Here is a 21,334-nt window from a genome sequence, read left to right as displayed (position 1 = left end):
CTATGCTTCCAGACGGAATTCAATTTGGTGGGTAAATACCTGACGGGCCGCAAGGGATACGACCTTGCCATCATTTTTTTCTATTTCAGGATCCTTCATCATAGAAAGCTGGTACGCCCGCCGGGACGCCGCACAGGTGATTTCGTACATATTTCCATCATATTCTACTAATTGTTCCAGGGGAAATACCATGGGCTTACTCCTTGAGTGATAATACAATACAAAATATTACCTGTAATGTAAAGTCCCCTTTTTACACCTTTTTCCTTGACTAAGCTGACTAGAGAGGGTACCTTTTTGAAATGATCTATCTTCAGGTTGTTCGAATACTAAAAAGAAACCTACAACAACCGGCAGATGATTACTATGAAGAGGAGGCTTTGAATGCGAAACGCTACCCCTCGGTCAGTTCCAAATTGGCTGGGACCTACCACCATTGTCCTGGCTATCATTGTGATTGGAGCTATCATTTTTTTAAGTACCAGCTTCTATATCGTGGACCAAACCGAAGAAGCAGTGGTCACCCGGTTTGGAAAATATTTGACCACCAATGGTCCCGGTATGCACTATAAACTACCCTTCGGAATTGATAAACAATATCAGGTAAAAACAAAGGTTGTACAAACTGAGCAGTTCGGGTTCAGGACGGTGAAAGCGGGGGTCAGTACCATCTATTCTGACCAAAAGTTTCCCGATGAATCGACTATGCTCACTGGAGACCTCAATATTGTTGATGTGGAATGGATTATCCAGTACCGCATTGTGGATCCCCGGGCATGGCTGTTTAATGTAAAAGACCGAACCGATACCATACGGGATGTATCCCGGTCGGTCATCAATATGCTGGTCGGCGATCGGGCCATACTGGATGTGATCGGGTCCCAGCGGACCACCATAGAAGTGGAAGCAATTCAGATCATGAATGATACCTTTAAGCAGTATGGGCTGGGTATCGAAGTCATCGCGGTAAAACTGCAGAATATCGTTCCACCCGAAGGGGTTCAGACAGCTTTTGAAGATGTCAATAAGGCCATTCAGGATATGAACCGGCTCATCAATGAGGGGAAAGAAGTCTATAATAAGGAAATTCCCAAGGCTCAGGGTGAGGCTGATAAGATTCTACAGATTGCCCAAGGGTACGCCGCAGAACGGGTGAATGTGGCCCGGGGTGATGTGGCCCGTTTTAATGCGGTCTATGAAGAATACCGGAAAGCCCCTGATATTACCCGGCGGCGCCTCTATTACGAAATGGTCGAAAATGTCTTTAAGGATGAAAGCGGCACTACCCTGATTGACCGTCGTTTCCTGAATTTTCTACCCATGATGAACCTGGATAATTCTAAACCCAGCACCGGGAACACCCAAGGAGGACGATAATGAAACGTCTTATTACATTTTTAGTTATTATCGCCGTAATCCTCATCGCGGTTCTTGTGGCTGGTCCCTTTTACACCCTTAATGAGGGGGAACAGGCTGTCGTGGTGAGGCTCGGTCAAATAATAGCGGTACAACAGGATGCAGGGCTTCATGTTAAAAGCCCCTTCCTGGATGATGTGATTAAATATCCTAAAAAAATTATGAGCTGGGATGGTGAAAAACAGCGTATTCCCACCAAGGAAAACCAGTTTATCTGGGTGGACACGATTGCTCGCTGGAGGATTTCGGATCCTAAAAAATTTTATGAATCTATCGGAAACCTTGAGTCGGCCTATGCCCGTCTTGGAGATGTTATCGACTCAGCGGTCCGTACCATTATTGCTGAAAATTGGCTTCGGGAAACAGTTCGAAATTCGAACATCATTCGTGAAAATAAAGGAGCTACAGAAAATTTCGAGGTTGGCAGTGACCAGGATGCGGGCCAGCTTTCTGCCTTTACCAGAACCGATGTGACCTATGAGGAGGTTCAGAAAGGCCGCAGAAAACTCGCTGAGGAAATGCTGAACCTGTCCCGAAAACTGGTTCCTGAATATGGCATTGAGCTCATTGATGTGGTGCCCCGGCAAATTAAATATTCTGATGAGCTTACCCAGAGTGTGTATAACCGGATGATTAAGGAACGGAGCCAGATTGCCCAGGCGTTCCGATCCTTTGGCGAAGGTAAAAAGGCTGAATGGGAAGGGAAACTTGAAAATGAACGGCGGAGTCTCCTCTCTGCAGCTTATGAAAAGGCAGAGAAGATTAAGGGAGATGCCGATGCGGAAGCAACGAGAATTTATGCCCAGGCTTACAGCAGGGACCCTGAGTTCTTTGAATTTTGGCGGAGTACCGAATCCTACAAAAACACGTTGCCCAAATTCAATAAGACCCTTTCCACCGATATGGACTACTTTCGTTATCTCTATTCACCCCGAGGTCGCTAATCAGTATGGATGGAACTTGTAAGGATGGAATCATTCGCTGTGAAGTCGAGGGCCGCCAGGTCCTTGGCTTTGATACCGGCTTACCACCTCAGGCCTTTGTAAAGGCCCGGTTGGGGAATTTACTGAATAGTGAAGGGCTTATTGTTGATTCGACGGTTCATCCCTGGAAACCTGAAGGGACTGTGGAACATCAGGGGCATATTTTGTTATACGGCAAAAATTTCACCGGAGAAAGCCTGGAAGTCCTCCTGAGTCGCGGTGATGATACGTCTCTCCTTGCCCTTCAGTGGTACATAAAGGCCCTCAAACATATTGCAGAATTCGATAGCCGTTTTTTCGATACGATCAGTTTCTTTCCTGCCGGGGTATTGATACACAGGGACGGAACAGTTTTTTTTGCCCCCGCAGTCCTGGCAAAACGATTTTATGAGTATCAGGATCCGGAATACTATATCAGCAAGGTCCTGCGATGGCTTCATCCTGATAAAACCGGTATAAATGCCGCGGTTTTCACAGCGGCCTGTATTACCTATACATTAGTAACCGGATGTGCTCCCTTTTCGATTTCCCGTTCATCAGAACTTGAACGGGCTCAACGCATCCTGAATCAAGATATACGAGACGGATTCTATAAACCCGCATCTCTCCTTAAACCCAGAATTGATCTAGAGCTTACGGACCTCTTAGATAGCATATTGGAACCAGTTAAAGGTAAGACAAACAGGGATCTCGAAGATTTTATTCGAATTCTTGGAGAACCGGGAAAGAAAAAACTAACCGATCTTTTTAATGCATCTGAAGCAGCAAACATCAGCACAACTTTACTGCAACGGGAATTTAAAAAGCGGGAACGGTCTATCAAGATACAGCGTTTTTTCAGAATCTATCGATATGTTATGCTGGCCGGCCTTGGTTCGGCTCTAGCCCTGGCACTGATCCTCTGGAATATCCTGGAAGGACAGAAAGATAGGCCTACAACCAAAGGTATGACACCCCCCGAAGTTGTAAAAACCTACTATAACGCCTTTAACACCCTCGATCACCAGTGGATGGAAGCCTGTGTACAAAAAGGGGTTAGCAAGGGTGATATAGAAGCAGTTATAAACCTTTTTGTCATTTCCAAGGTTCGGGAAGCCTACGAACGAAAAGCAACCGTAATAGATCCGGAAACCTGGAACGCTGAAGGGGCGAAACCGACAGACGTGACAATATTCGGCATTACTGATCTAAGCCTCAAGGTTCTTACACCAATTCCCATCATGCCTGTTGAGGGAGAGTATTGTAGTATTGAGGCAACTTATACTTTTTACTACCCTGAATCAAAGATGGCCGACTCCATCCCATCAGAATCCCAAACAATTCAGAATCAGATACCAAGTACGCCGAAACAAGAAATCCGGAAAGATATCCTTACCCTCATCTGGAGTAAAAAAAGCTGGAAAATTACTGCAATCGATCGGACGCTCATCAACCCTCAATCTGATATTCCTTGAGTTTATTGAGCAGGGTTCTGCGGGTTATCCCCAGGGCCTGGGCAGTCTTTTCCCGGTGCCCCTGGTACAGCGCCAGGGTCCTGAGAATGGCTGCCCGCTCAAGTTCCTCCAGGGTCTTAACTTCACCAGCTAGAGCATCCCCTGCAAATGAACCAGGGGGTGGTGCTTTATCCATGGCGGAACCGGCGAAAGAAAAATCTCTGCTGTGAAGCTCAGAACCTTCACAGAGTATCACCGCCCGCTCCACCGCATTTTCCAGTTCCCGGACATTGCCCGGGAAACTATAGCGGGAAAGCAGTTCAAGAGCATCAGTACCCAGTTTGAGGGACGGCCGGCCCATTTCAGCAGCATACCGGTCTACAAATAACTGGGCCAGAATCGGGATATCCTCCCGGCGATCCCTCAACGGCGGAAGACGCAGTCGAATGACCGCAAGCCGGTAGAAAAGGTCTTCCCTGAATACGCCCTGTTTTACCGCCTGTTCCAAGTCCTTGTTGGTGGCTGCAATAATCCGCACATCGATAGGGATCTGGCGGCTCCCCCCAAGGCGCATGATTTTCTTTTCCTGAAGCATCCTGAGGATCTTTACCTGTAGCGGCAGGGGCATATCCCCGACCTCATCTAAAAAAAGCGTTCCTCCGCTGGCAAGTTCGCAGAGTCCGGTTTTCCGGGAATCAGCCCCGGTAAAGGCTCCCTTTTCATAGCCAAAGAGCTCACTTTCGATAAGGTTTTCCGGGATACCCCCCATATTGATAGGAATAAAGGGGCCATCGGCCCGTTTACTGAGCCGGTGAATGAGCCGGGCTACCACCTCTTTACCGGTTCCACTTTCCCCAGTTACAAGAACGGTAGAATCAGTCGGTGCAACCCGTTCCACCAGGGACCGTACTTCCTGCATAGCAGGGCTCGAACCAATCCAGTCAGGGTCTACACCTGACAGACTTTTTCGGTTTTTCTTATCCGCAACGGTTTGCATTGCCGAGGCTGTAGCCACAAGCCGTGCATTCCCAACAACCATTCTGAGACGAACCACAAGCTCATCGGGATTAAAGGGTTTCACCAGATAATCCGCTGCACCCCGTTTCATGGCCTCTACCGCATCCTTAATATCCCCATGGGCACTGATCATAATCGCCGGGATAAGGGGGCCGCCATCTTTAAGCCAACTGAGAAAATCGAGGCCTGACATTCCGGGCATTTTTAAGTCCACCACCACCGCATCGAAGCGCTCGGTTTCCATAAGCAGTTTCCCCGCTTCTCCGGAGGCAGCAGTCTGGGCTTCCATACCCTCTGACTCAAGGTATGCAGCAATAGAATCCCGTAGATTTTTTTCATCATCAATGATGAGAATTTTAAAAGCTTGTTGTGTTTCAGGATAGTGAGGCATAGCGTTTATACTCCTTGTTCTGCAGCGAGGGGCAGCTCAACAATAAAGGTTGTACCACCTCCTTCACGATTCTGATGAAACAAGCGGCCACCGGCAAGTTCAACATAACGGCGGCTAATCGAAAGCCCGAGACCTGAACCAGTCGTTTTTGTGGTATAAAAGAGATCATAGACCCGTTCCCTAAGTGATTCTGGTATACCAGATCCCCGATCAGATACCAGAATGTGGACCCTGGCGGGATGAACCTGTTTTAGCTCAAGTTCTACCGTTGCCCCTTCAGCTCTAGCCATGCTTTCTAGACCATTCTGAACCAGATTGTCCAATACTTGATTCAAATGGGTCCTATCGATTCTGATAAACACCGGTGGTGTGGATAGCGGGGCAAGTGCGAGCCGTTTGTCATATCTCAAGCAAAAATCGGAAAGAAACTGGTTCAAATTGATGGGTTCCGGATCTCCCTCTGAGCCGGAAAGGAATTGTCTGAGCCGGTCTGTAAGTACTCCCAGACGGTCAATTTCCTCTTCCATAATCCTCACATTCTTCACAAGTTCTGAATCCGATAATTGTTTTTGAAGCAGGGCCGTTTGAATTTTGAGTACTCCCAGGGGATTTTTAATCTCATGGGAGAGGGTCCGTGCAGCCTCACCTAAGGCAACGAGTTCACGATTACGGGCTTCCTGCAACCTGAATTGATCAAGACTTTTGGCAAGCCGTACAAGCAGGGCAAAGGCACCGAAAAGAGCGGAGGCTATGAGTATTGCCGCCCCGTACAATATATAGAGGCCTCTCCGGAATGCAGAGAGCCTATAGGACACAAACACCAGCCTAGTCATCCCCATAGCCATTGGCGGAGGATTTATCATTTCGAACATATCCTGATTTGGTCTGAAATTACCTATTCGCCCCCGCATAGCACCTCCACCACCGAAGGGACGAACCAGGGATATAACATCTCCTGAAATAACAGGAGGATTTTGAGGAGCCTCAGGATGTATATAATCCGGAGCATTTCCATATCGGTATAAGGAGGTTCCACGGACTGTATAGATTCCAAAGGCTAGAAGGTTGGGATATTTTTCAAAACTACTCAAGGAACCCCGGTCAAAGGCTTGCTGTAATTCGGCCGCAAGCTGAAAGGCTCGGTATTCAGCGATAAGTTGCTGTCTCTGCCGTTCCTGTACCACCGCTACAAAAATACCACCCAGGGCAAGCAGAGCAATAAGACCTAAAAGAGCCATGGCTGCGGCAGTTTCTGAACGCCGGTTTAATTGATGTATCATAGGCTAACTATATACCATTTTGTTGCTGTTGCGCTATTTCTTTCTGTTGTATATGCTCAATATAATGAATAGGGACAACAACAGAAAAATGCCTGATCCGGTACCGATGCCGCTCTTCGACTACCGGCCCCATACCTACGAAACCCTTATCTATGCAACCTATTATGCGCCCCGGGGCCGCCAACGGCTTTACATGCTGGGTAATGAGCTATCCCACCGCTATCTGTATGCCAACGACCTCATCATCGGCATTATTGGTGCCCCCGGCTCTGGGAAATCCACCCTGGTCCGGGGATTGTTCCCGGGCTTGGAGCTTACCAACGACGATGAGGGCACCAATGTTCGTCAGGCCCTTATCTACGACTTTGATCCGGAAGACTTTTTTGCACCCCACACCTTCCATATTGATGTTCATTACGAACTGGGTTTCAGACAGAAATGGGAGATTGCCGATGCCATATCCCACGCCATTTCCCATGGACGCAGGGTAATTATTGAACACTTCGACCTTATCTGGGAAACCCTGGGATATAATGCCCAGATTATTTTTGGCATTGGAGAGGAAGTCATAGTAACCAGGCCTAGTGTTTTTGGTCCCTTCCCAGAAGCAATCCGGGATATTGTAAACCGGACCATCAAATTCCGCCTTATGGCTCATTCGGCAGAGGATATTACCACCATGATTCTAGAGCGGGACTATAACCTCAGACGGCGGGTGCTTCATTCAGATGTAAAACATGGCTTTGTCATTAACTTTCCAGAAAAACCGGACATTAACATTCCTGAACTTGAACAAAAAGTAAAGGATATTATTGCCCAAAACATACCCATAATGCCTGTTGGAGCGGACCATATCCAAATTGGAGAGGCAAGTATTTTTTGCACCGGTATACGAACCCATGTACAGTATTCAGGGCAGATAGAAAATTTTCGCCTGGTAAAACAATTCCGCTATCATCCTATTTTTCAGGAATATATGCTGATTGGCCGGGTTGGCTATGAAGAAAACTCCGGTTACGATCAAATCTTAAACACCATTGGTGAGGAGTAAGTCCATGACGATTCGTCCGATTATTGATGCTACTTTTGCAAAAACCCAATTCGAAAAGATACCCTTGGAGCCCCGTTTCTTGCGCAATGATCAGAGCTCTCTCTATATTGAACCATCGGTCCTCACAAAACTTGCAGAAGAAGCCTTTGTGCGCATCTCCTATTATCTTCGGCCAAGCCACCTCAAACTGTGGTCAGAACAGCTCAACTCAAACACCCTCACAGCCAATGACCGCCTGGTTCTCGAAACCCTTTTAAAGAATGCCCTTATTTCCGCCGAAGGCAAGCTCCCCCTCTGTCAGGATACGGGAACCGCAACTATTATCGGCTGGAAAGAAGAATCGGTTCGCACAGGGGCAGAGGATGGGGAAGCCTTAAGCAACGGAGTCCTGCAAGCCTATACGGGACATCCCCTTCGTGCAAGTCAGGTCGGGTTTCGTAGCCTTTTTGACGAATTTGATACAGGAAACAACCTCCCTGCCCAGATCCATATAGAAGCAGTCCGGGACAACAGCGAAGGTCCTGAATACCGCTTTCTCTTTATCGCCAAAGGAGGAGGTTCGGCCAATAAAACTGCACTGTTCCAGATGACCAAGGCACTTCTAGAACCGGAGACATTTAAGGCATTTCTCAAGGAAAAGATTGCTGCCCTAGGAACCGCCGCCTGCCCACCCTACCGGCTTGCGGTAGTAGTTGGGGGAACCAGCCCGGAAGAAAATTTGAGCATCCTGAAACTTGCAACGACTGAACTATTGGATACAGCCCCTAGGATGGAATCAGCCTTCAAAAACAACGGATCACATTGGCTGTATCGGGATACTGAATGGGAATCCATATTGATGAATATAACCCGGGAAAGCGGCCTTGGTGCCCAGTTCGGCGGCAGTCTGCTTGCTTTGGATGCCCGGCTTATCCGCCTGCCCCGCCATGCGGGATCCTGCCCCGTTTCCATCGGTGTCTCCTGTTCAGCCCACCGCAACATGCTCGCGAAAATAAACAGTCAGGGGCTCTGGCTTGAAAAACTGGAATATCATCCGCTGGAGTTTCTGAAACAGGAGGGCGGCGCTTCAGCAAAACTGGCAGAAGCATTTCAGTACAAAAAAGAACTCAAGACAAAAGGACAGGGCAGTTCAATTAACATAGCGCTGGCCAGTGAAAATCTGCAAATCTCAGCTCATCCCGTTGCCAGCATATCAATACGGCACATCAACCTGGATCAGGGAATAAAGCCTGCCCTCGAAGCTCTCCGAGGAACCCGTGCTGGGGATCGGCTGCTCCTTTCGGGATACCTCCTCGTTGCCCGTGATGCGGCCCACCTGAAATGGCACGAAGCACTCCTACGGGGAGAAACCTTACCGGAGTATCTTACTAAACATCCCATTTATTACGCAGGCCCTGCGGCTACCCCTCGAGGCAAGGTTATTGGCAGTTTCGGCCCCACCACAGCCCAGCGAATGGATTCTTATGCGGAGGAACTCATGAGTCGGGGTGCAAGCCTCATAACCTTAGCAAAAGGCAATCGAACGAAAGCCTGGGCAGAGGCATGCAAAACCTATGGTGGCTTTTATCTGGGCACCATTGGCGGAGCGGCCGCCCTTATCGCGGAGGAAAATATCCTGGAAAGCGAAATTCTCGATTATCCGGAACTTGGCATGGAAGCAGTTCGGCGTATTAGAGTGCAGGACCTTCTTGCCTTTGTCATTATCGATGACCAGGGCCGTGACCTATACAATCCTATCGGGATGCCCACCGGGCAAGCCAGCGATCGATAAGAAAGCGGGAAATAGAACCGGGACCGGGAATTTCAGGCAACGTATCCGGAGTAACCCAGCGGGCATCTATGATTTCCTTTCCGTCACAACGGATATCTCCCCTGAGGTATTGTGCCTCAAAAGCTAGCATGAGTGAACCAGGAAATGGCCAGGGCTGAGATGCTACATACGAGACCGATTCAACCTCAATACCAACCTCTTCCTTAATTTCCCGGTGTACCGTGTCCTCGAGCCGTTCACCGGCTTCGACAAAACCTGCAACGAGGGCATACATAGTATTTTTAAATTTGCTGTTATGGGCAAGCAGGAGCCGATTGTACTGGTCCGTAATCGCTACAATAACCGCAGGAGCAATCCGTGGATACTCCCGCCTGCCGCATCGGACACATTGACGGGCAAGCTCGTCAACAGTGTCTTCCTGGGGGGACCCACAATATCCACAGAACCGAGAAGCCTGTCGCCACTGGGCTACATGAAAGGCTTTAAGAAAACGGGATAGATGCTCCCATGCAGAACCAGTCAGCAATGGCGCATTCAATGCTCCCAGCAAGGTTCTGATTGGTACAGTCTGCCATTGCAGTAATTCAGGAACATCCCTATCGGCATCTACATAAAGCACATGAAAAGGGCCCATTTCTTCGGATACCACAAAGTGTTCTTTCATATTGATGAAAGGCTCACCAAGATGCAGCTCAAGTCCACAGACTGCTGATGAAACATCCTCATCCTGTGGCATTAACAGTTCTCCCTCTCGGAAAATAAACCATCGGTCATTTTGCTGATTCATAAGGTACACCATAGTCATTAAAGACCTTCGGGTCAATGATAAAGAGGGATCCTACTCCTAAGTTTGTTTTCTTTTAAAGAAATATATATTACTTTATTAGTATGAAATATAGAGATATGCAATGGCTTCGGAGGGGACTTTTGATCAGTATTCTGAGCCTTGTATCCCTGGGAGGAACAAACGGTATGGAACCTATTGCTCATAAAGAAACAATCGTCCTTGGCGGGGGATGTTTTTGGTGTATCGAAGCGGTTTATGAACGAATACATGGCATAGAATCTGCCATTTCCGGCTATGCTGGGGGCACAACAGAATATCCTACCTATGAGCAGGTATGTACAGGTCTCACCGGACATGCAGAGGTGGTTAAGATCGAATTTGACCCAATAAAAATAACCCTCATAGAAATATTAGACATATTTTTTAAAGCCCACGACCCTACCTCAGAAAACAGACAGGGTGCTGATGTGGGTACCCAATACCGGTCAATTATTCTTTACACAAATGATGAACAAAAAAAACAGGTCATGGACTTTATAACAAACCTAACAAACCGTAAGGTTTATACTAAACCCATAGTAACCAAGGTTGAACCCCTCAAGATCTTCTGGCCTGCAGAGGATTATCATCAGAATTACTATGAACGACATCCCTATGCAGGGTATTGCAGGGTTGTGATTGCTCCAAAACTGGATAAATTGGGGCTGCCAATTAACAGTCTGATAAAATAAGATCTGCTATAAAAACTTGCCCTCCTTTATAAATATTCGTATAGTTTATATGGGAGGAATTATGAGCATTTCAACCTATCTTGAAACAGCCCCTTTGTTTGAAATTACTAAATACTCAGGCAACCCTCCAAAGGATGGTGTGGTTTTTTCCGGTTATCCTCGCCAACATCCCTTTGAACCTGAAAAGCTCATTTTTGTTTATGATCCACTGGGAACGAATCCCATCATCATGGAATTTAAGCTCTGTGATATTCTCTTTGTAGAAGACCAGCCTTCAGTGGTTACCGAAACCGGTGAAAGTCTGAGAATTGTAAAAATATGGGTCCGGAAAGGCGCCTATGGGGTTATTCATGAACCCTTTGAGGTGCAGGATACACTGCAATTTATCAATACATCTCGATCCTTACATGAGCGACTCCTACGGAGCCTGAACAAATGAACATCAGTCAGGGGCACTATTTCAGTACAAGTACTGAAACACCGTCCCTGGTACATTGCGAATTATGTCCCCATCACTGTGCTCTAAAACCGGGTAGTTTCGGAAGATGTAAAGTACGGCAAGGCGCCAAGGGAGGTGTTAACCTCCCCTTTTTTGGCAGTATCAGCAGTATTTCCATAGACCCCATAGAAAAAAAGCCCCTGTACCATTTCCGGCCTGGTTCATCTATTCTTTCCGTCGGTTTTCTGGGATGTAATTTCCATTGTCCTTTCTGCCAGAACTGGGAAATATCCCAGGAAACGGATATACTGTTCCGAACCTTAGAACCGGAAGCACTGATTCAGCTTGCAGTCAATTCCGGAACTGGAGCTATCGCCTATACCTATTCGGAACCACTGGTGCACATCGAATATATCCTCGAGGCCATGCAGGAAGCAAGAAAACAGGGACTCGCTAACGTACTTGTTTCAAATGGCTGTATTTTGGAACAACCGGCCAGAGATGTACTGGCGCTGACCGATGCTGCCAATATAGACCTTAAAAGTTTTAAAGCTGAAACCTATCAACAAAAACTGGGAGGGGATCTTCCAACGGTATGCAGATTCTTGGAATTGGCCTACGAAATGGGCGTACATCTGGAGATTACGACCCTTATTGTAACTGGTATGAATGATTCTCTTGCAGAAGCAGAAGGTATAGTTGAATTCCTTGCCGGGCTTTCACCGGACATTCCCTGGCATCTATCGGCATATCACCCCGCATACAAATGGCATGAACCGGCAACCAAACCAGCTCTTTTACAAGAGATTAAAAATATGGTTCGGGGACGACTTTCCTTCGTCTATATGGGTAATGTCTGGGGAGAAGATAACAGCACCCTTTGTAGATACTGCGGAAAACCCCTTGTAGAGCGACATGGATATATGGTTTCACAACCCCACCTTGCGTTTAGCCAGGAGTCACTCAGTTATTTCTGCAACCATTGCGGAAAATCAACACCCTTTAGGTATTAAGGGCTCAGAAAGTAATGAGACAAGCCTAAAGCCTGTACATACTTATTTCATTATTTTATTAAGGTCATCACGGCTGTTAGGATCACTGCAATAAAGGCAAGGAAGGTTATACCATACACCCACCATGGAAGCGGCGTAACAGAGCCGTGGCTCGTACCTGAATGCATAAAACAGGAGTCCTTTCGTACAGAAGTATGCTGAGTTTGAGGGCTAGAATAACCACACATTGGACAGCCCTCAGAGAAGAGAGATTCAGGACCGGTAAAGTTACATGAGGGACAACGAACATGAGCAAAAAAGCGTCCACAGGTAGGACATTTTTTTGCATCCTTGGGTACCGGAGATCCACAGTTTTCGCAAAAAAAGAGGGGTCCTTTTGATAAACCTTTCATAATGAAAGGGATTGTATAAAATCATCTACCTCAAGTTCAAGTTCCTTGGGCAAAACCAGGCTTCCCCGACTTACATCTAAGGCCCGATAATACTCAGGACTTCCTTCTGGTAATGCTACATGGTAGAAGGTTCCTTCCCTGGGGGCACAGGCTATAAAATATTCCTGGCCATACCGAAATTCGACCATTTGTTCTGTTGAAAAGGAAAGACTTCCCCAGAGGGTAGGATTTACAACCTTATAAGGAACAAGGGAAAGTAAAACCTGAAGGGAACATGAAGGATATAACAAAATGATATGAATGACTGAACCTTGGAAGTTTGCTACCTTTTGTTTTGGTACGCCCAGGATATAACAAAACAAGGCAATAAGCTCCCTTGCTTGAGATGGGTCAGCAACCATACCCTGCAGTTCGGCCCCCCGTAAGGCTCCCCAGGTCTGTTTTTGAATATGCCGCCCCAACTCTAAAAAAAGCGGATGGTACCGCAAAGACAATCGAAGCGGCAAGGCCATATTGTTACATTAGACAGCGGTTTTAGACGCACAGGTTCCGGAATCGGAAGCACTACAGGCAGAGCAGGAAGCAGAACTTGAAGAAGATGAAGATTTAGAACTGCCCTTGTCGGTTACATAGAAGCCCGATCCTTTGAAAATGATACCCGTACCGCCATTAATGAGCCGGCGCACCTCATTACCACATTCAGGACAGGATGTTAGTGCGGGGTCGCTCATGTTCTGAAATACTTCAAAGTTGTGTCCACAGGTTTTGCATTCATATTCATAGGTTGGCATTTTATGCACCTCTCCGTATGTATCAAAATAGTTTGTTTTGTTCAGAATATACTAATAAGCTATGCAAAAGTAAAGTAAGCTCTGCCTCAGTAATAGGTTTACTGCTCAGATTTACCAAAGGGCCTTCGACCACCGGTCGTTCTGAAAGAAGTAATACCGCCATCCGTTGTATAACCTGCTCAGGCTGGGATGAGTCCATGCTATCACTTACGGGTGGCATAAATCGGGTAACCAATGAGATCAGGGCTCCCAAGGCTTTCCCATAGGTTGGGCTTGAGGTTACCAGGTTGGCCTGTACTTCATAAATTCCCGGCTTTGCTGATGGATAGACCCTGAAGATAACCTTTTCTACAGGGATGTTAAAACTCTCACCCAAAGGCCCCAATCCGCTTATAAAAGATTGAATTATTGTCCTGGGCTTATTGAACATCAGAAAAAAATTGGTACCAGCTATAAGGTCCGCAGGCTCTCCCCCTGCTTCACCATTAACGTTGTTTTGCAATGATCCTGACTTTAAAGGCCTTTCTTCAGAAGAACCTTTCAGCGGTATTCCATCGGTAATGACCATCTGTTTTGAATCGATATGAAGAGATAGGCCATCCTTTTCTGAACGCCAATAGGAAAAGCCTTCGGTACGTTTTTGTTTCCAATCAGGACTGAATGTCAAGGATAGAAAGGTCCGAACAACAGGGAAACGGCCCGAAACCAGGATATAAAACCGCTGAGGCTCCTCTTCATTATAGAGTGCCCCATAGACCGTCCCTACTTTGGCAAGGCTCTTTTCGGGAATTCTTTGTAAAGCTTTCACTGGACCTAAGCGATATAACCCATTTATTAGATTACGAGTCTTCTCAATATCTCCATACACATAAAGGGACGCCCCCGACGGAAGCTTTGCAAAGGGGTTTAGGAGAAGAGCACGATCTGTGGCAGAAGCAGCAGATGAAGGACCAGAAGAAACGGTCGCACAGGAGAACAAACTGAGCAGTGCTATGCCAAGCATAGCACTGCTGAGGAAACGTAGTAAAGGTACCCAAAACGCCCTGCGGTTCATCAACCTGAAGTCCCTCGTTTATACCTTTGTGAGGGCTACTTTCCAAGATTCATCACCGGCTTCTACCTCAGTCATGGGGGAAGTTTCCTTCCATTCGATACTGACAGCCAGGGTTTCTTGGGCTATATAATCTGTAAAGGACTTAAAGGCTGCTTTGAGCTTATCTGAACCAAAGAGGAATAAGTTAATTCGGTCGGTTACATCGAGGCCGCTTTCCTTTCTGAGGTTCTGAATCCCCCGAACAAGGTCACGGACATCTCCTTCCTGGGCTAGTTCTTCAGTAACCTCTGTATCTAATCCAACCGTAAGGGTTCCTTCATTGAGAACCTTCACCTGAGCCTTCTCAATACGGCGGATATCGAGCTTGTCAGCGGTCAAGTCCACATTCTTTCCATTTACTTCGATAGAGAGGGTGGCCCCTTCCAGAAGTCCCTGGATTTCATGCTGGCTTAAGGCTTCGATCCGTTCAGCAGCGGCCTTCATATCCTTTCCCAGTTCCTTACCAAGGACTCGAAAATTTGCTTTTGCCTGATATTCGACTAGGTCTTCCTCATTTTCCCGGAAAATAACATTTTTAACATTCAATTCTTCCCGGACAATTTCTTCCATTTCAAGAAGAACCTTTTTCTCTTCAGGATTTCGGGTCACCAATTCAACCGACCGCAGGGGCTGACGGACCTTAATATTATACTGGTAGCGGAGGGCCCGACCCATAGATACTGCATGCTGGACCACAGACATCTTATATTCAAGGGCTGGGTCTTTTCGTTTGATTTCAGCCACCGGGTAATCCGCAAGGTGAACCGAAATAGGGTCCTGATTTAGCCGGAGGTTCTGCCAGATAGCCTCAGTGGTATAGGGCATAATGGGGGCAGCGACAAGGCTCAGTTTTTTAAGAACACTATACAGCGTGCCATAGGCTTCTGCCTTGTCAGAATCGTTCTCGCTTCTCCAGAAGCGGCGCCGGGAGCGGCGGATGTACCAATTATTAAGGAGATCGATAAATTCTACGATTGGATCAATCGCACGGTTCATATCATACCCATCGAGGGCGGCGGTAACCTTTTCTACCATCGATTCGGCAACTGACAGAATCCATTTATCCAAGGGATTGGAAGGATTGTCCGGTGCTCCAGTGGGTTTCATGCCATCAATATTGGCGTAGGTCACAAAGAAGCTATAAGAGTTCCAGAGGGGAATAATAATACTCTTAAGGACTTCCTTAACCCCTTCATCGCTGTAGCGGAGGTCATCGGCCTTAACAACTGCAGAGTGCATAAGGAAAATCCGCAGGGCATCGGCCCCAAAGGTATTGATAACATCCATGGGATCCGTATAGTTCCGCAGGCTCTTAGACATTTTTTTGCCATCCTCAGCAAGAACGAGGCCGTTGACCACACAGTTCTTAAAGGCTGGCCGCTTAAAGAGGGCAGCTCCGAGGATTGTTAACGTGTAAAACCATCCTCGGGTCTGATCGAGTCCTTCGCTGATAAAGTCCGCAGGGAAGTGGGACTCAAAGAATTCCTTGTGTTCAAAGGGATAGTGGTTTTGAGCATAGGGCATGGCCCCGGATTCAAACCAGCAGTCGAGCACTTCGGGAATTCGCTTCATCGTCCCGCCACAGGAACAGGGGATGGTGATTTCATCGACAAAGTGCTTGTGCAGATCGGTTACCTCTACTCCAGAAAGATCCTGCAATTCCTTACGGCTGCCGACGCAGATGGTCTTTCCGCAATCGGGGCACTTCCAGATGGGCAAGGGGTTACCCCAGTAGCGGTTCCGGCTGATAGCCCAGTCCCGGGCACCTTCGAGCCATTTACCAAAACGGCCATCCCGAATATGGTCTGGGACCCAATGGATTTCTTGGTTTGCATCCAGCATATCCTGCTTTATCTTGGTAACATTCACAAACCAGGAACTTACCGCACGGTAAATGAGGGGGCTTGAACAGCGCCAGCAGTGGGGATAGGCATGGAGAATCTGTTCCCGTTTTACCAGTTTTCCCTCTGTTTTAAGCCGTTCAATAATTGCCTTATCCGCATCCTTAACAAAGAGGCCTTTATAGTCGGGCACTTCATCGGTAAAGCGGCATTCCGCATCGACCGGGCAGATGGTGGGGACACCGGTTCCTTTCAGTATCCGCTGGTCATCCTCACCAAAACCGGGAGCTATGTGAACAATACCAGTACCATCTTCGGTAGAGACATAATCACCGGGATAGGTACGGAAAGCATTTTGCTCCTTTGTTGCTGCAAAGTAGGGAAACAGCGGTTCATAGGTAATACCGACAAGCTCAGATCCCTTCTTTTTCCAGAGAATCTGGTACTCTTCGGGCTTCTTGTAATAGGCTGATAAACGAGCCTCAGCCATGATGTACCGCTCCTGGCCATCCTGAACAAGGACATAATCAATATCAGGGCCTACAGCGAGGGCCAGGTTGGAGGGTAGAGTCCAGGGAGTTGTGGTCCAGGCAAGGAGGAAGGTATGATCATCGGCAAGGTCTCGAAGTGTTGCTTTTTCTGCAGGACTCGATGCAATGATACCGGTCACTTTAAACTTTATGGTTATTGCCGGATCATGGACATCCTTGTAGCCCCCCAGATTAAGCTCATGGTTAGAAAGTACCGTAGAACAGCGGGGACAATAGGGCAGAATATAGTACCCTTCATAGAGGAGCCCCTTTTCCCAGAGCGTTTTCATAACCCACCAGATGGATTCCATGTAATCTGGATCCATGGTTTTATAATCATTGTCAAAATCAACCCAGCGGCCAAGGCGGGTTACAATACGGCGCCATTCGGAAACATAACGTAATACAGAAGAACGGCAGGCTTCGTTAAAATTTGCTACCCCGAATTTCTCGATATCAGTCTTTGAGTTAAGACCTAATTCTTTTTCAATAAGATTTTCTACCGGCAGGCCATGGCAATCCCAACCAAATCGACGTTCTACTTTCTTCCCCTTCATGGTCTGATAGCGGGGAATAATGTCCTTTATGGTCCCGGGAACAAAATGCCCAAAATGGGGTAACCCAGTTGCGAAGGGAGGACCATCATAAAAAACAAATTCATCCTTCCCATCTCGCTGCGCAATCGATTTATTAAAAATGTCATTTTTTTCCCAAAATGCTAGAATTTCCTCTTCCATTTTTGGAAATTCAACCTTGGGATCTACGCTTTTATACACTTTAGGGCCTCCCTCTGAAGCAACATGTAACATACTATGCCATATTCTGGCGTTCTTTTTCCAGTGGTTCTCGGACATTTACTTGTGGAAGAACCATGAGGATAGTAGAATGGCTCCATGCATCGTGAGACAATGGCCCAATTCGTATATAACACCCTGGCACCTTTATATCCTGACATTCGACCGGCACTTTATTTTACAAATCCCTTCCAACTTCTCGTGGCTACGGTACTTTCTGCCCAGTGTACCGATGAGCGGGTAAACCAGGTAACCCCTGCCCTGTTCGAACGGTTCCCCAGCCCAGAATTGATGGCAAAGGCCGATAAGGTTGAAGTGGAAAGCCTTATCTATTCAACGGGTTTTTATCACGATAAAGCTCGAGCCTTACTAGACCTATCCAGGTCCATCCTCAGAGACTATGGTGGCCACGTACCCGATACCATGGAAGAGCTGACTAGACTGCGTGGTGTGGGTCGGAAAACAGCCAGTGTTATTCTTTCAGCCTGCTATAATAAACCAGCCCTGATCGTAGACACCCATGTGAGTAGAATCTGCCTCAGACTCGGATTTACCACCACAAGGGATCCGGACAAGGTTGAAGCAGCACTGGCCCTGCTTTACCAGGAAAACCAGTGGATTACCATAGGGCATTGCTTAAATCAGCATGGCAGAAGAGTATGCACAGCCCGAAAGCCTCAATGCACTGCATGCCCCTTATCATCCAATTGCCCAAAAGTAGGCATCGAGGTAATTTCCAGAGCAATTTCAGACTGCTCCGGGCAAGTCCGCTGATATCCCAGGTAGCCACCAGACAATTGTTATGAGAACTGCCTGTCTTGTCAGCCTAGTTCCTGAAACTGTGAATCGGCGCAGGAATACGGCCGCCCCGGGCAATGAAGGCTTCGCTGCCAAAATTATGGACCGGCATAATCGGCGCGCCCCCGAGTAAGCCACCGAATTCGGCCCAATCGCCTGCTTTTTTACCCGGTACGGGAATGATGCGGACTGCAGTGGTCTTGCTGTTCACCATACCAATGGCCATTTCATCGGCAATAATGGCTGAAATGGTAGCGGCACTCGTGTCGCCGGGGATGGCAATCATATCAAGCCCGACGGAACAAACAGTGGTCATTGCTTCGAGTTTATCCAGGGAAAGAGAACCAGCACGAACTGCAGCGACCATACCTTCATCTTCAGAAACAGGAATAAAGGCTCCCGAAAGGCCGCCCACATGGGTAGACGCCATTACCCCGCCCTTTTTCACCATATCGGTCAACATCGCTAAAGCAGCGGTAGTACCATGGGTCCCTGCGGACTCAAGTCCTATCTCTTCCAGAATTCGGGCAACCGAGTCTCCAACCTCAGGGGTTGGAGCCAGAGAGAGGTCAAGAATACCAAAGGGGACCTTAAGACGCCGGGCTGCCTCCATACCCACCAGCTGGCCCATCCGGGTAATTTTAAAGGCTGTCTTTTTAATGACATCTGCAATTTCATCAAAACTGGCACCTTTATGGTTCTCCAGAGCGGCCTTAACAACCCCGGGGCCTGATACACCAACATTCAACGTAGATTCCCCTTCGCCGGGACCGTGAAAGGCCCCGGCCATAAAAGGATTATCCTCAGGGGCATTACAGAAGACTACCAGTTTTGCACAGGCAAGGCCGTCCTTCTGGGCAGTAAGCTCGGCTGCATCCTTTATAACCCTTCCCATAAGGCGGACCGCATCCATATTGATACCGCTCTTGGTGGTAGCCACATTTACGGAACTACAGACCCGCTCGGTGGAAGCAAGCGCCTCGGGTATAGACGAAATGAGCTGCTCATCTCCCTGGGTAAATCCTTTGTGAACCAGGGCAGAAAAACCGCCCACAAAATCGATACCCAATTCACGGGCTACCTCATCCAGGGTCTGAGCATAGGCCCTGTAATTGGTATCCTCCGTAGCCCCGGCAATCAGTGCAATAGGAGTTACAGCAATTCGCTTGTTGATTATGGGAATACCATACTCAATCTCGATATCCTGTCCCACCTTAACCAGATTACCCGCAACTCGAAGTATTTTTTCCCGTATACGCCGCCGTGTTTCAGTTCCCGAAGCAGAAACACAATCTAAAAGCGATATTCCCAGGGTAATTGCACGGATATCAAGTTTATACCGGAGGAACATGTCCACCGTTTCTTTAATTTCATAGGGTGTAAACAGCATGATTAAATCCGGTGCATGGCGCTGAAGACTTTTTCGTGCATCACACTGATTGATACACCCATCTGTTCACCTAAGGTTTCCAATTCTTCCTTTACTGTTGGAAGCGGTTTAGAACTTTGAGACAGGTCCACCATCATCATCATAACAAAGTTCCCCGAAAGAACGGTCTGACTTATATCTTCTATATTGATGTTCCGTTCTGCCAGAAAGGCACTGACCCGGGCAATAATGCCAACCTTATCGTTGCCCACCACGGTGATTATGGCATTCATTTCATTACTCCTGTTGTATGTGTTTCATCCCGTTCCGGATGTATTCCATGTTCAACAAAGAAAAGATCCAGAACAGTGAGGAATAATATAACAATCATAGGGCCTAGTACCAGCCCGTTAAGCCCAAAAATGCTCACCCCCCCAAGAATTGCGAAAAAAATGATGAGTGGATGCAGCTTTATCCGATCCTTAAGAAACAAAGGCCTGAGGAGGTTATCCAGGGTAGAAATAAGCAAGCCCGATAAAACAAGAAAGAGAATGCCCCCAAACACATCACCAGTTATAATCTTGAATATCCCGATAGGCCCCCAGATAGCACCTGCACCGATAATGGGAATAAAGGTACAGAAAAAGAGAATAATCGAAAATACCAATGAACCTTGAACTCGAAAAAGAGAAAACAAAATAAAAGCAATCGTAGCCTGTACCAGGGCAACCAGGATATACCCCATAAATAGGTTCTGGGTTATCTCTTTAAATTTCACTGCCAGCTGCATGATATAGTCCTTTTTAATCGGAATCACCCTAACCAGTAAATTAAAGAGGTATGACCCATCTATTAAAAAGAAAAAGAGGGTAAAAACAAGAAACGCAAGACCTGCAAGAAAGGATCCCACATTCTTTACCAGAGAAGTAGAATATTGTAAGAGCCGCTGACTGCTGTTACCAAGAAGACTCAACACCTGACTTTTTACATTGAGGGTTTCTAGATCAATTTGTCCTAAAGAAACATCCTTTATAAAATTAGAAAGTTGGCTGAATTCTCGATTTAAAAAATTAGGATTTTCAGATATATAGGCCCGCAGGTTTTTTAAAATACTATACAGTTGATGATAGAGCTGAATACTTATCCAAATAATGAGCGAAATAATAATGAGTACAGTTAGAATTGCCAAAATTGCTGCAAAAACATTACGTACCAGTCCATTAAAACGACTATTTGGGGGAAGCACCTTCACAACAGCAATATATAAAGGACTTACTAGTATATAAAGTAAACTTGCCCAGAGAAAAACCGTAAAGAAAGGAGAAAATATACGTATAACACCAACAAGGAGTAATATAAATACTAGAAAGAAAAAACCGGTCTGAATTGTTTTACCATTCATATAGCACCTGCA

The 21,334-nt window shown here is 46.9% G+C and carries 21 protein-coding genes; 9 read left to right on the top strand and 12 right to left on the bottom strand.

Annotated elements, in window-relative coordinates; all coding sequences use genetic code 11:
- On the bottom strand, nucleotides 1-192 hold the full coding sequence (locus SPICA_RS06100) for a DNA-directed RNA polymerase subunit omega (RefSeq protein ID WP_013968654.1): 192 nt from the start codon (nucleotides 190-192) through the stop codon (nucleotides 1-3).
- A 192-nt stretch (nucleotides 193-384) separates the two neighbouring features.
- On the opposite strand from SPICA_RS06100, the gene hflK reads away from it, so the two are divergent.
- The 3 genes from hflK to SPICA_RS06085 are packed head-to-tail and all read left to right on the top strand — an operon-like array spanning nucleotide 385 to nucleotide 3,853.
- On the top strand, nucleotides 385-1,377 hold the full coding sequence (gene hflK, locus SPICA_RS06095; RefSeq protein WP_013968653.1) for an FtsH protease activity modulator HflK: 993 nt from the start codon (nucleotides 385-387) through the stop codon (nucleotides 1,375-1,377).
- Nucleotides 1,377-2,360 (top strand): protease modulator HflC, encoded by a 984-nt coding sequence (hflC, locus tag SPICA_RS06090; protein WP_013968652.1) that lies wholly within the window; start codon nucleotides 1,377-1,379, stop codon nucleotides 2,358-2,360. Before hflK ends, hflC begins: the two co-directional genes overlap by 1 nt.
- 5 nt (nucleotides 2,361-2,365) lie before the next feature.
- Nucleotides 2,366-3,853, top strand: a complete 1,488-nt coding sequence (locus SPICA_RS06085; RefSeq protein ID WP_013968651.1) for a hypothetical protein — start codon at nucleotides 2,366-2,368, stop codon at nucleotides 3,851-3,853.
- On the opposite strand, the gene SPICA_RS06080 is transcribed toward SPICA_RS06085, so the two are convergent.
- Both SPICA_RS06080 and SPICA_RS06075 read right to left on the bottom strand, forming a co-directional pair.
- On the bottom strand, nucleotides 3,828-5,240 hold the full coding sequence (locus tag SPICA_RS06080; RefSeq protein WP_013968650.1) for a sigma-54-dependent transcriptional regulator: 1,413 nt from the start codon (nucleotides 5,238-5,240) through the stop codon (nucleotides 3,828-3,830). The genes SPICA_RS06085 and SPICA_RS06080 overlap by 26 nt on opposite strands.
- A 5-nt stretch (nucleotides 5,241-5,245) precedes the next feature.
- Nucleotides 5,246-6,520, bottom strand: a complete 1,275-nt coding sequence (locus SPICA_RS06075) for a two-component system sensor histidine kinase NtrB (protein ID WP_013968649.1) — start codon at nucleotides 6,518-6,520, stop codon at nucleotides 5,246-5,248.
- Between the two features lie 64 nt (nucleotides 6,521-6,584).
- On the opposite strand from SPICA_RS06075, the gene SPICA_RS06070 reads away from it, so the two are divergent.
- Nucleotides 6,585-7,571, top strand: a complete 987-nt coding sequence (locus SPICA_RS06070) for a nucleoside/nucleotide kinase family protein (protein WP_215904904.1) — start codon at nucleotides 6,585-6,587, stop codon at nucleotides 7,569-7,571.
- A 4-nt stretch (nucleotides 7,572-7,575) separates the two neighbouring features.
- Nucleotides 7,576-9,342, top strand: a complete 1,767-nt coding sequence (locus SPICA_RS06065; RefSeq protein ID WP_013968647.1) for a FumA C-terminus/TtdB family hydratase beta subunit — start codon at nucleotides 7,576-7,578, stop codon at nucleotides 9,340-9,342.
- On the opposite strand, the gene nudC is transcribed toward SPICA_RS06065, so the two are convergent.
- The gene (nudC, locus tag SPICA_RS14790) at nucleotides 9,305-10,129 is read right to left on the bottom strand and encodes an NAD(+) diphosphatase (protein WP_169311862.1); all 825 of its coding nucleotides are present in this window, start codon (nucleotides 10,127-10,129) and stop codon (nucleotides 9,305-9,307) included. The genes SPICA_RS06065 and nudC overlap by 38 nt on opposite strands.
- Nucleotides 10,130-10,230: 101 nt before the next feature.
- Between nudC and msrA the strand changes: the two genes are divergently transcribed.
- The 3 genes from msrA (at nucleotide 10,231) to amrS (ending at nucleotide 12,312) form a co-directional block, all read left to right on the top strand.
- Complete coding sequence (msrA, locus tag SPICA_RS06055; protein WP_237255943.1) at nucleotides 10,231-10,860, top strand: peptide-methionine (S)-S-oxide reductase MsrA; 630 nt, start codon at nucleotides 10,231-10,233, stop codon at nucleotides 10,858-10,860.
- A gap of 61 nt (nucleotides 10,861-10,921) precedes the next feature.
- Nucleotides 10,922-11,299 (top strand): hypothetical protein, encoded by a 378-nt coding sequence (locus SPICA_RS06050; RefSeq protein ID WP_013968644.1) that lies wholly within the window; start codon nucleotides 10,922-10,924, stop codon nucleotides 11,297-11,299.
- A complete protein-coding gene (amrS, locus tag SPICA_RS06045) occupies nucleotides 11,296-12,312 on the top strand; it encodes an AmmeMemoRadiSam system radical SAM enzyme (RefSeq protein ID WP_013968643.1) in 1,017 nt (338 codons plus the stop codon). The genes SPICA_RS06050 and amrS overlap by 4 nt, the downstream gene beginning before the upstream one ends.
- Nucleotides 12,313-12,362: 50 nt before the next feature.
- On the opposite strand, the gene SPICA_RS15855 is transcribed toward amrS, so the two are convergent.
- The 5 genes from SPICA_RS15855 to ileS are packed head-to-tail and all read right to left on the bottom strand — an operon-like array spanning nucleotide 12,363 to nucleotide 17,735.
- Nucleotides 12,363-12,704: a zinc ribbon domain-containing protein gene (locus SPICA_RS15855; protein ID WP_013968642.1), complete on the bottom strand. Its 342-nt coding sequence runs from the start codon at nucleotides 12,702-12,704 to the stop codon at nucleotides 12,363-12,365.
- The gene (locus SPICA_RS06040; RefSeq protein WP_013968641.1) at nucleotides 12,701-13,216 is read right to left on the bottom strand and encodes a hypothetical protein; all 516 of its coding nucleotides are present in this window, start codon (nucleotides 13,214-13,216) and stop codon (nucleotides 12,701-12,703) included. The genes SPICA_RS15855 and SPICA_RS06040 overlap by 4 nt, the downstream gene beginning before the upstream one ends.
- A 9-nt stretch (nucleotides 13,217-13,225) precedes the next feature.
- Entirely contained in the window at nucleotides 13,226-13,495 is a 270-nt protein-coding gene (locus tag SPICA_RS06035; RefSeq protein WP_013968640.1) for an FmdB family zinc ribbon protein, read from the bottom strand.
- Between the two features lie 22 nt (nucleotides 13,496-13,517).
- On the bottom strand, nucleotides 13,518-14,549 hold the full coding sequence (locus tag SPICA_RS06030; RefSeq protein WP_156789635.1) for a hypothetical protein: 1,032 nt from the start codon (nucleotides 14,547-14,549) through the stop codon (nucleotides 13,518-13,520).
- An 18-nt stretch (nucleotides 14,550-14,567) separates the two neighbouring features.
- A complete protein-coding gene (gene ileS, locus SPICA_RS06025; protein WP_013968638.1) occupies nucleotides 14,568-17,735 on the bottom strand; it encodes an isoleucine--tRNA ligase in 3,168 nt (1,055 codons plus the stop codon).
- A gap of 117 nt (nucleotides 17,736-17,852) precedes the next feature.
- Between ileS and nth the strand changes: the two genes are divergently transcribed.
- Complete coding sequence (gene nth / locus SPICA_RS06020; RefSeq protein WP_013968637.1) at nucleotides 17,853-18,527, top strand: endonuclease III; 675 nt, start codon at nucleotides 17,853-17,855, stop codon at nucleotides 18,525-18,527.
- Nucleotides 18,528-18,579: 52 nt separating this feature from the next.
- Here nth and SPICA_RS06015 read toward each other — a convergent pair whose 3' ends face one another.
- Genes SPICA_RS06015 through SPICA_RS06005 form a run of 3 tightly spaced genes read right to left on the bottom strand, consistent with a single transcriptional unit; the run spans nucleotide 18,580 to nucleotide 21,322 of the window.
- Nucleotides 18,580-19,941, bottom strand: a complete 1,362-nt coding sequence (locus SPICA_RS06015; RefSeq protein WP_013968636.1) for a PFL family protein — start codon at nucleotides 19,939-19,941, stop codon at nucleotides 18,580-18,582.
- A 2-nt stretch (nucleotides 19,942-19,943) separates the two neighbouring features.
- Entirely contained in the window at nucleotides 19,944-20,213 is a 270-nt protein-coding gene (locus SPICA_RS06010) for an ACT domain-containing protein (RefSeq protein ID WP_013968635.1), read from the bottom strand.
- The gene (locus tag SPICA_RS06005; protein ID WP_013968634.1) at nucleotides 20,210-21,322 is read right to left on the bottom strand and encodes an AI-2E family transporter; all 1,113 of its coding nucleotides are present in this window, start codon (nucleotides 21,320-21,322) and stop codon (nucleotides 20,210-20,212) included. Before SPICA_RS06005 ends, SPICA_RS06010 begins: the two co-directional genes overlap by 4 nt.
- Between the last annotated feature and the right edge of the window lie 12 nt (nucleotides 21,323-21,334).

The sequence above is a fragment of the Gracilinema caldarium DSM 7334 genome (genome assembly GCF_000219725.1).
In the GTDB taxonomy this organism is placed as follows: Bacteria; Spirochaetota; Spirochaetia; order Treponematales; family Breznakiellaceae; genus Gracilinema; species Gracilinema caldarium.
Note: the sequence above shows the minus strand (reverse complement) of the source record. Positions and strands in the feature narration are given on the sequence as shown.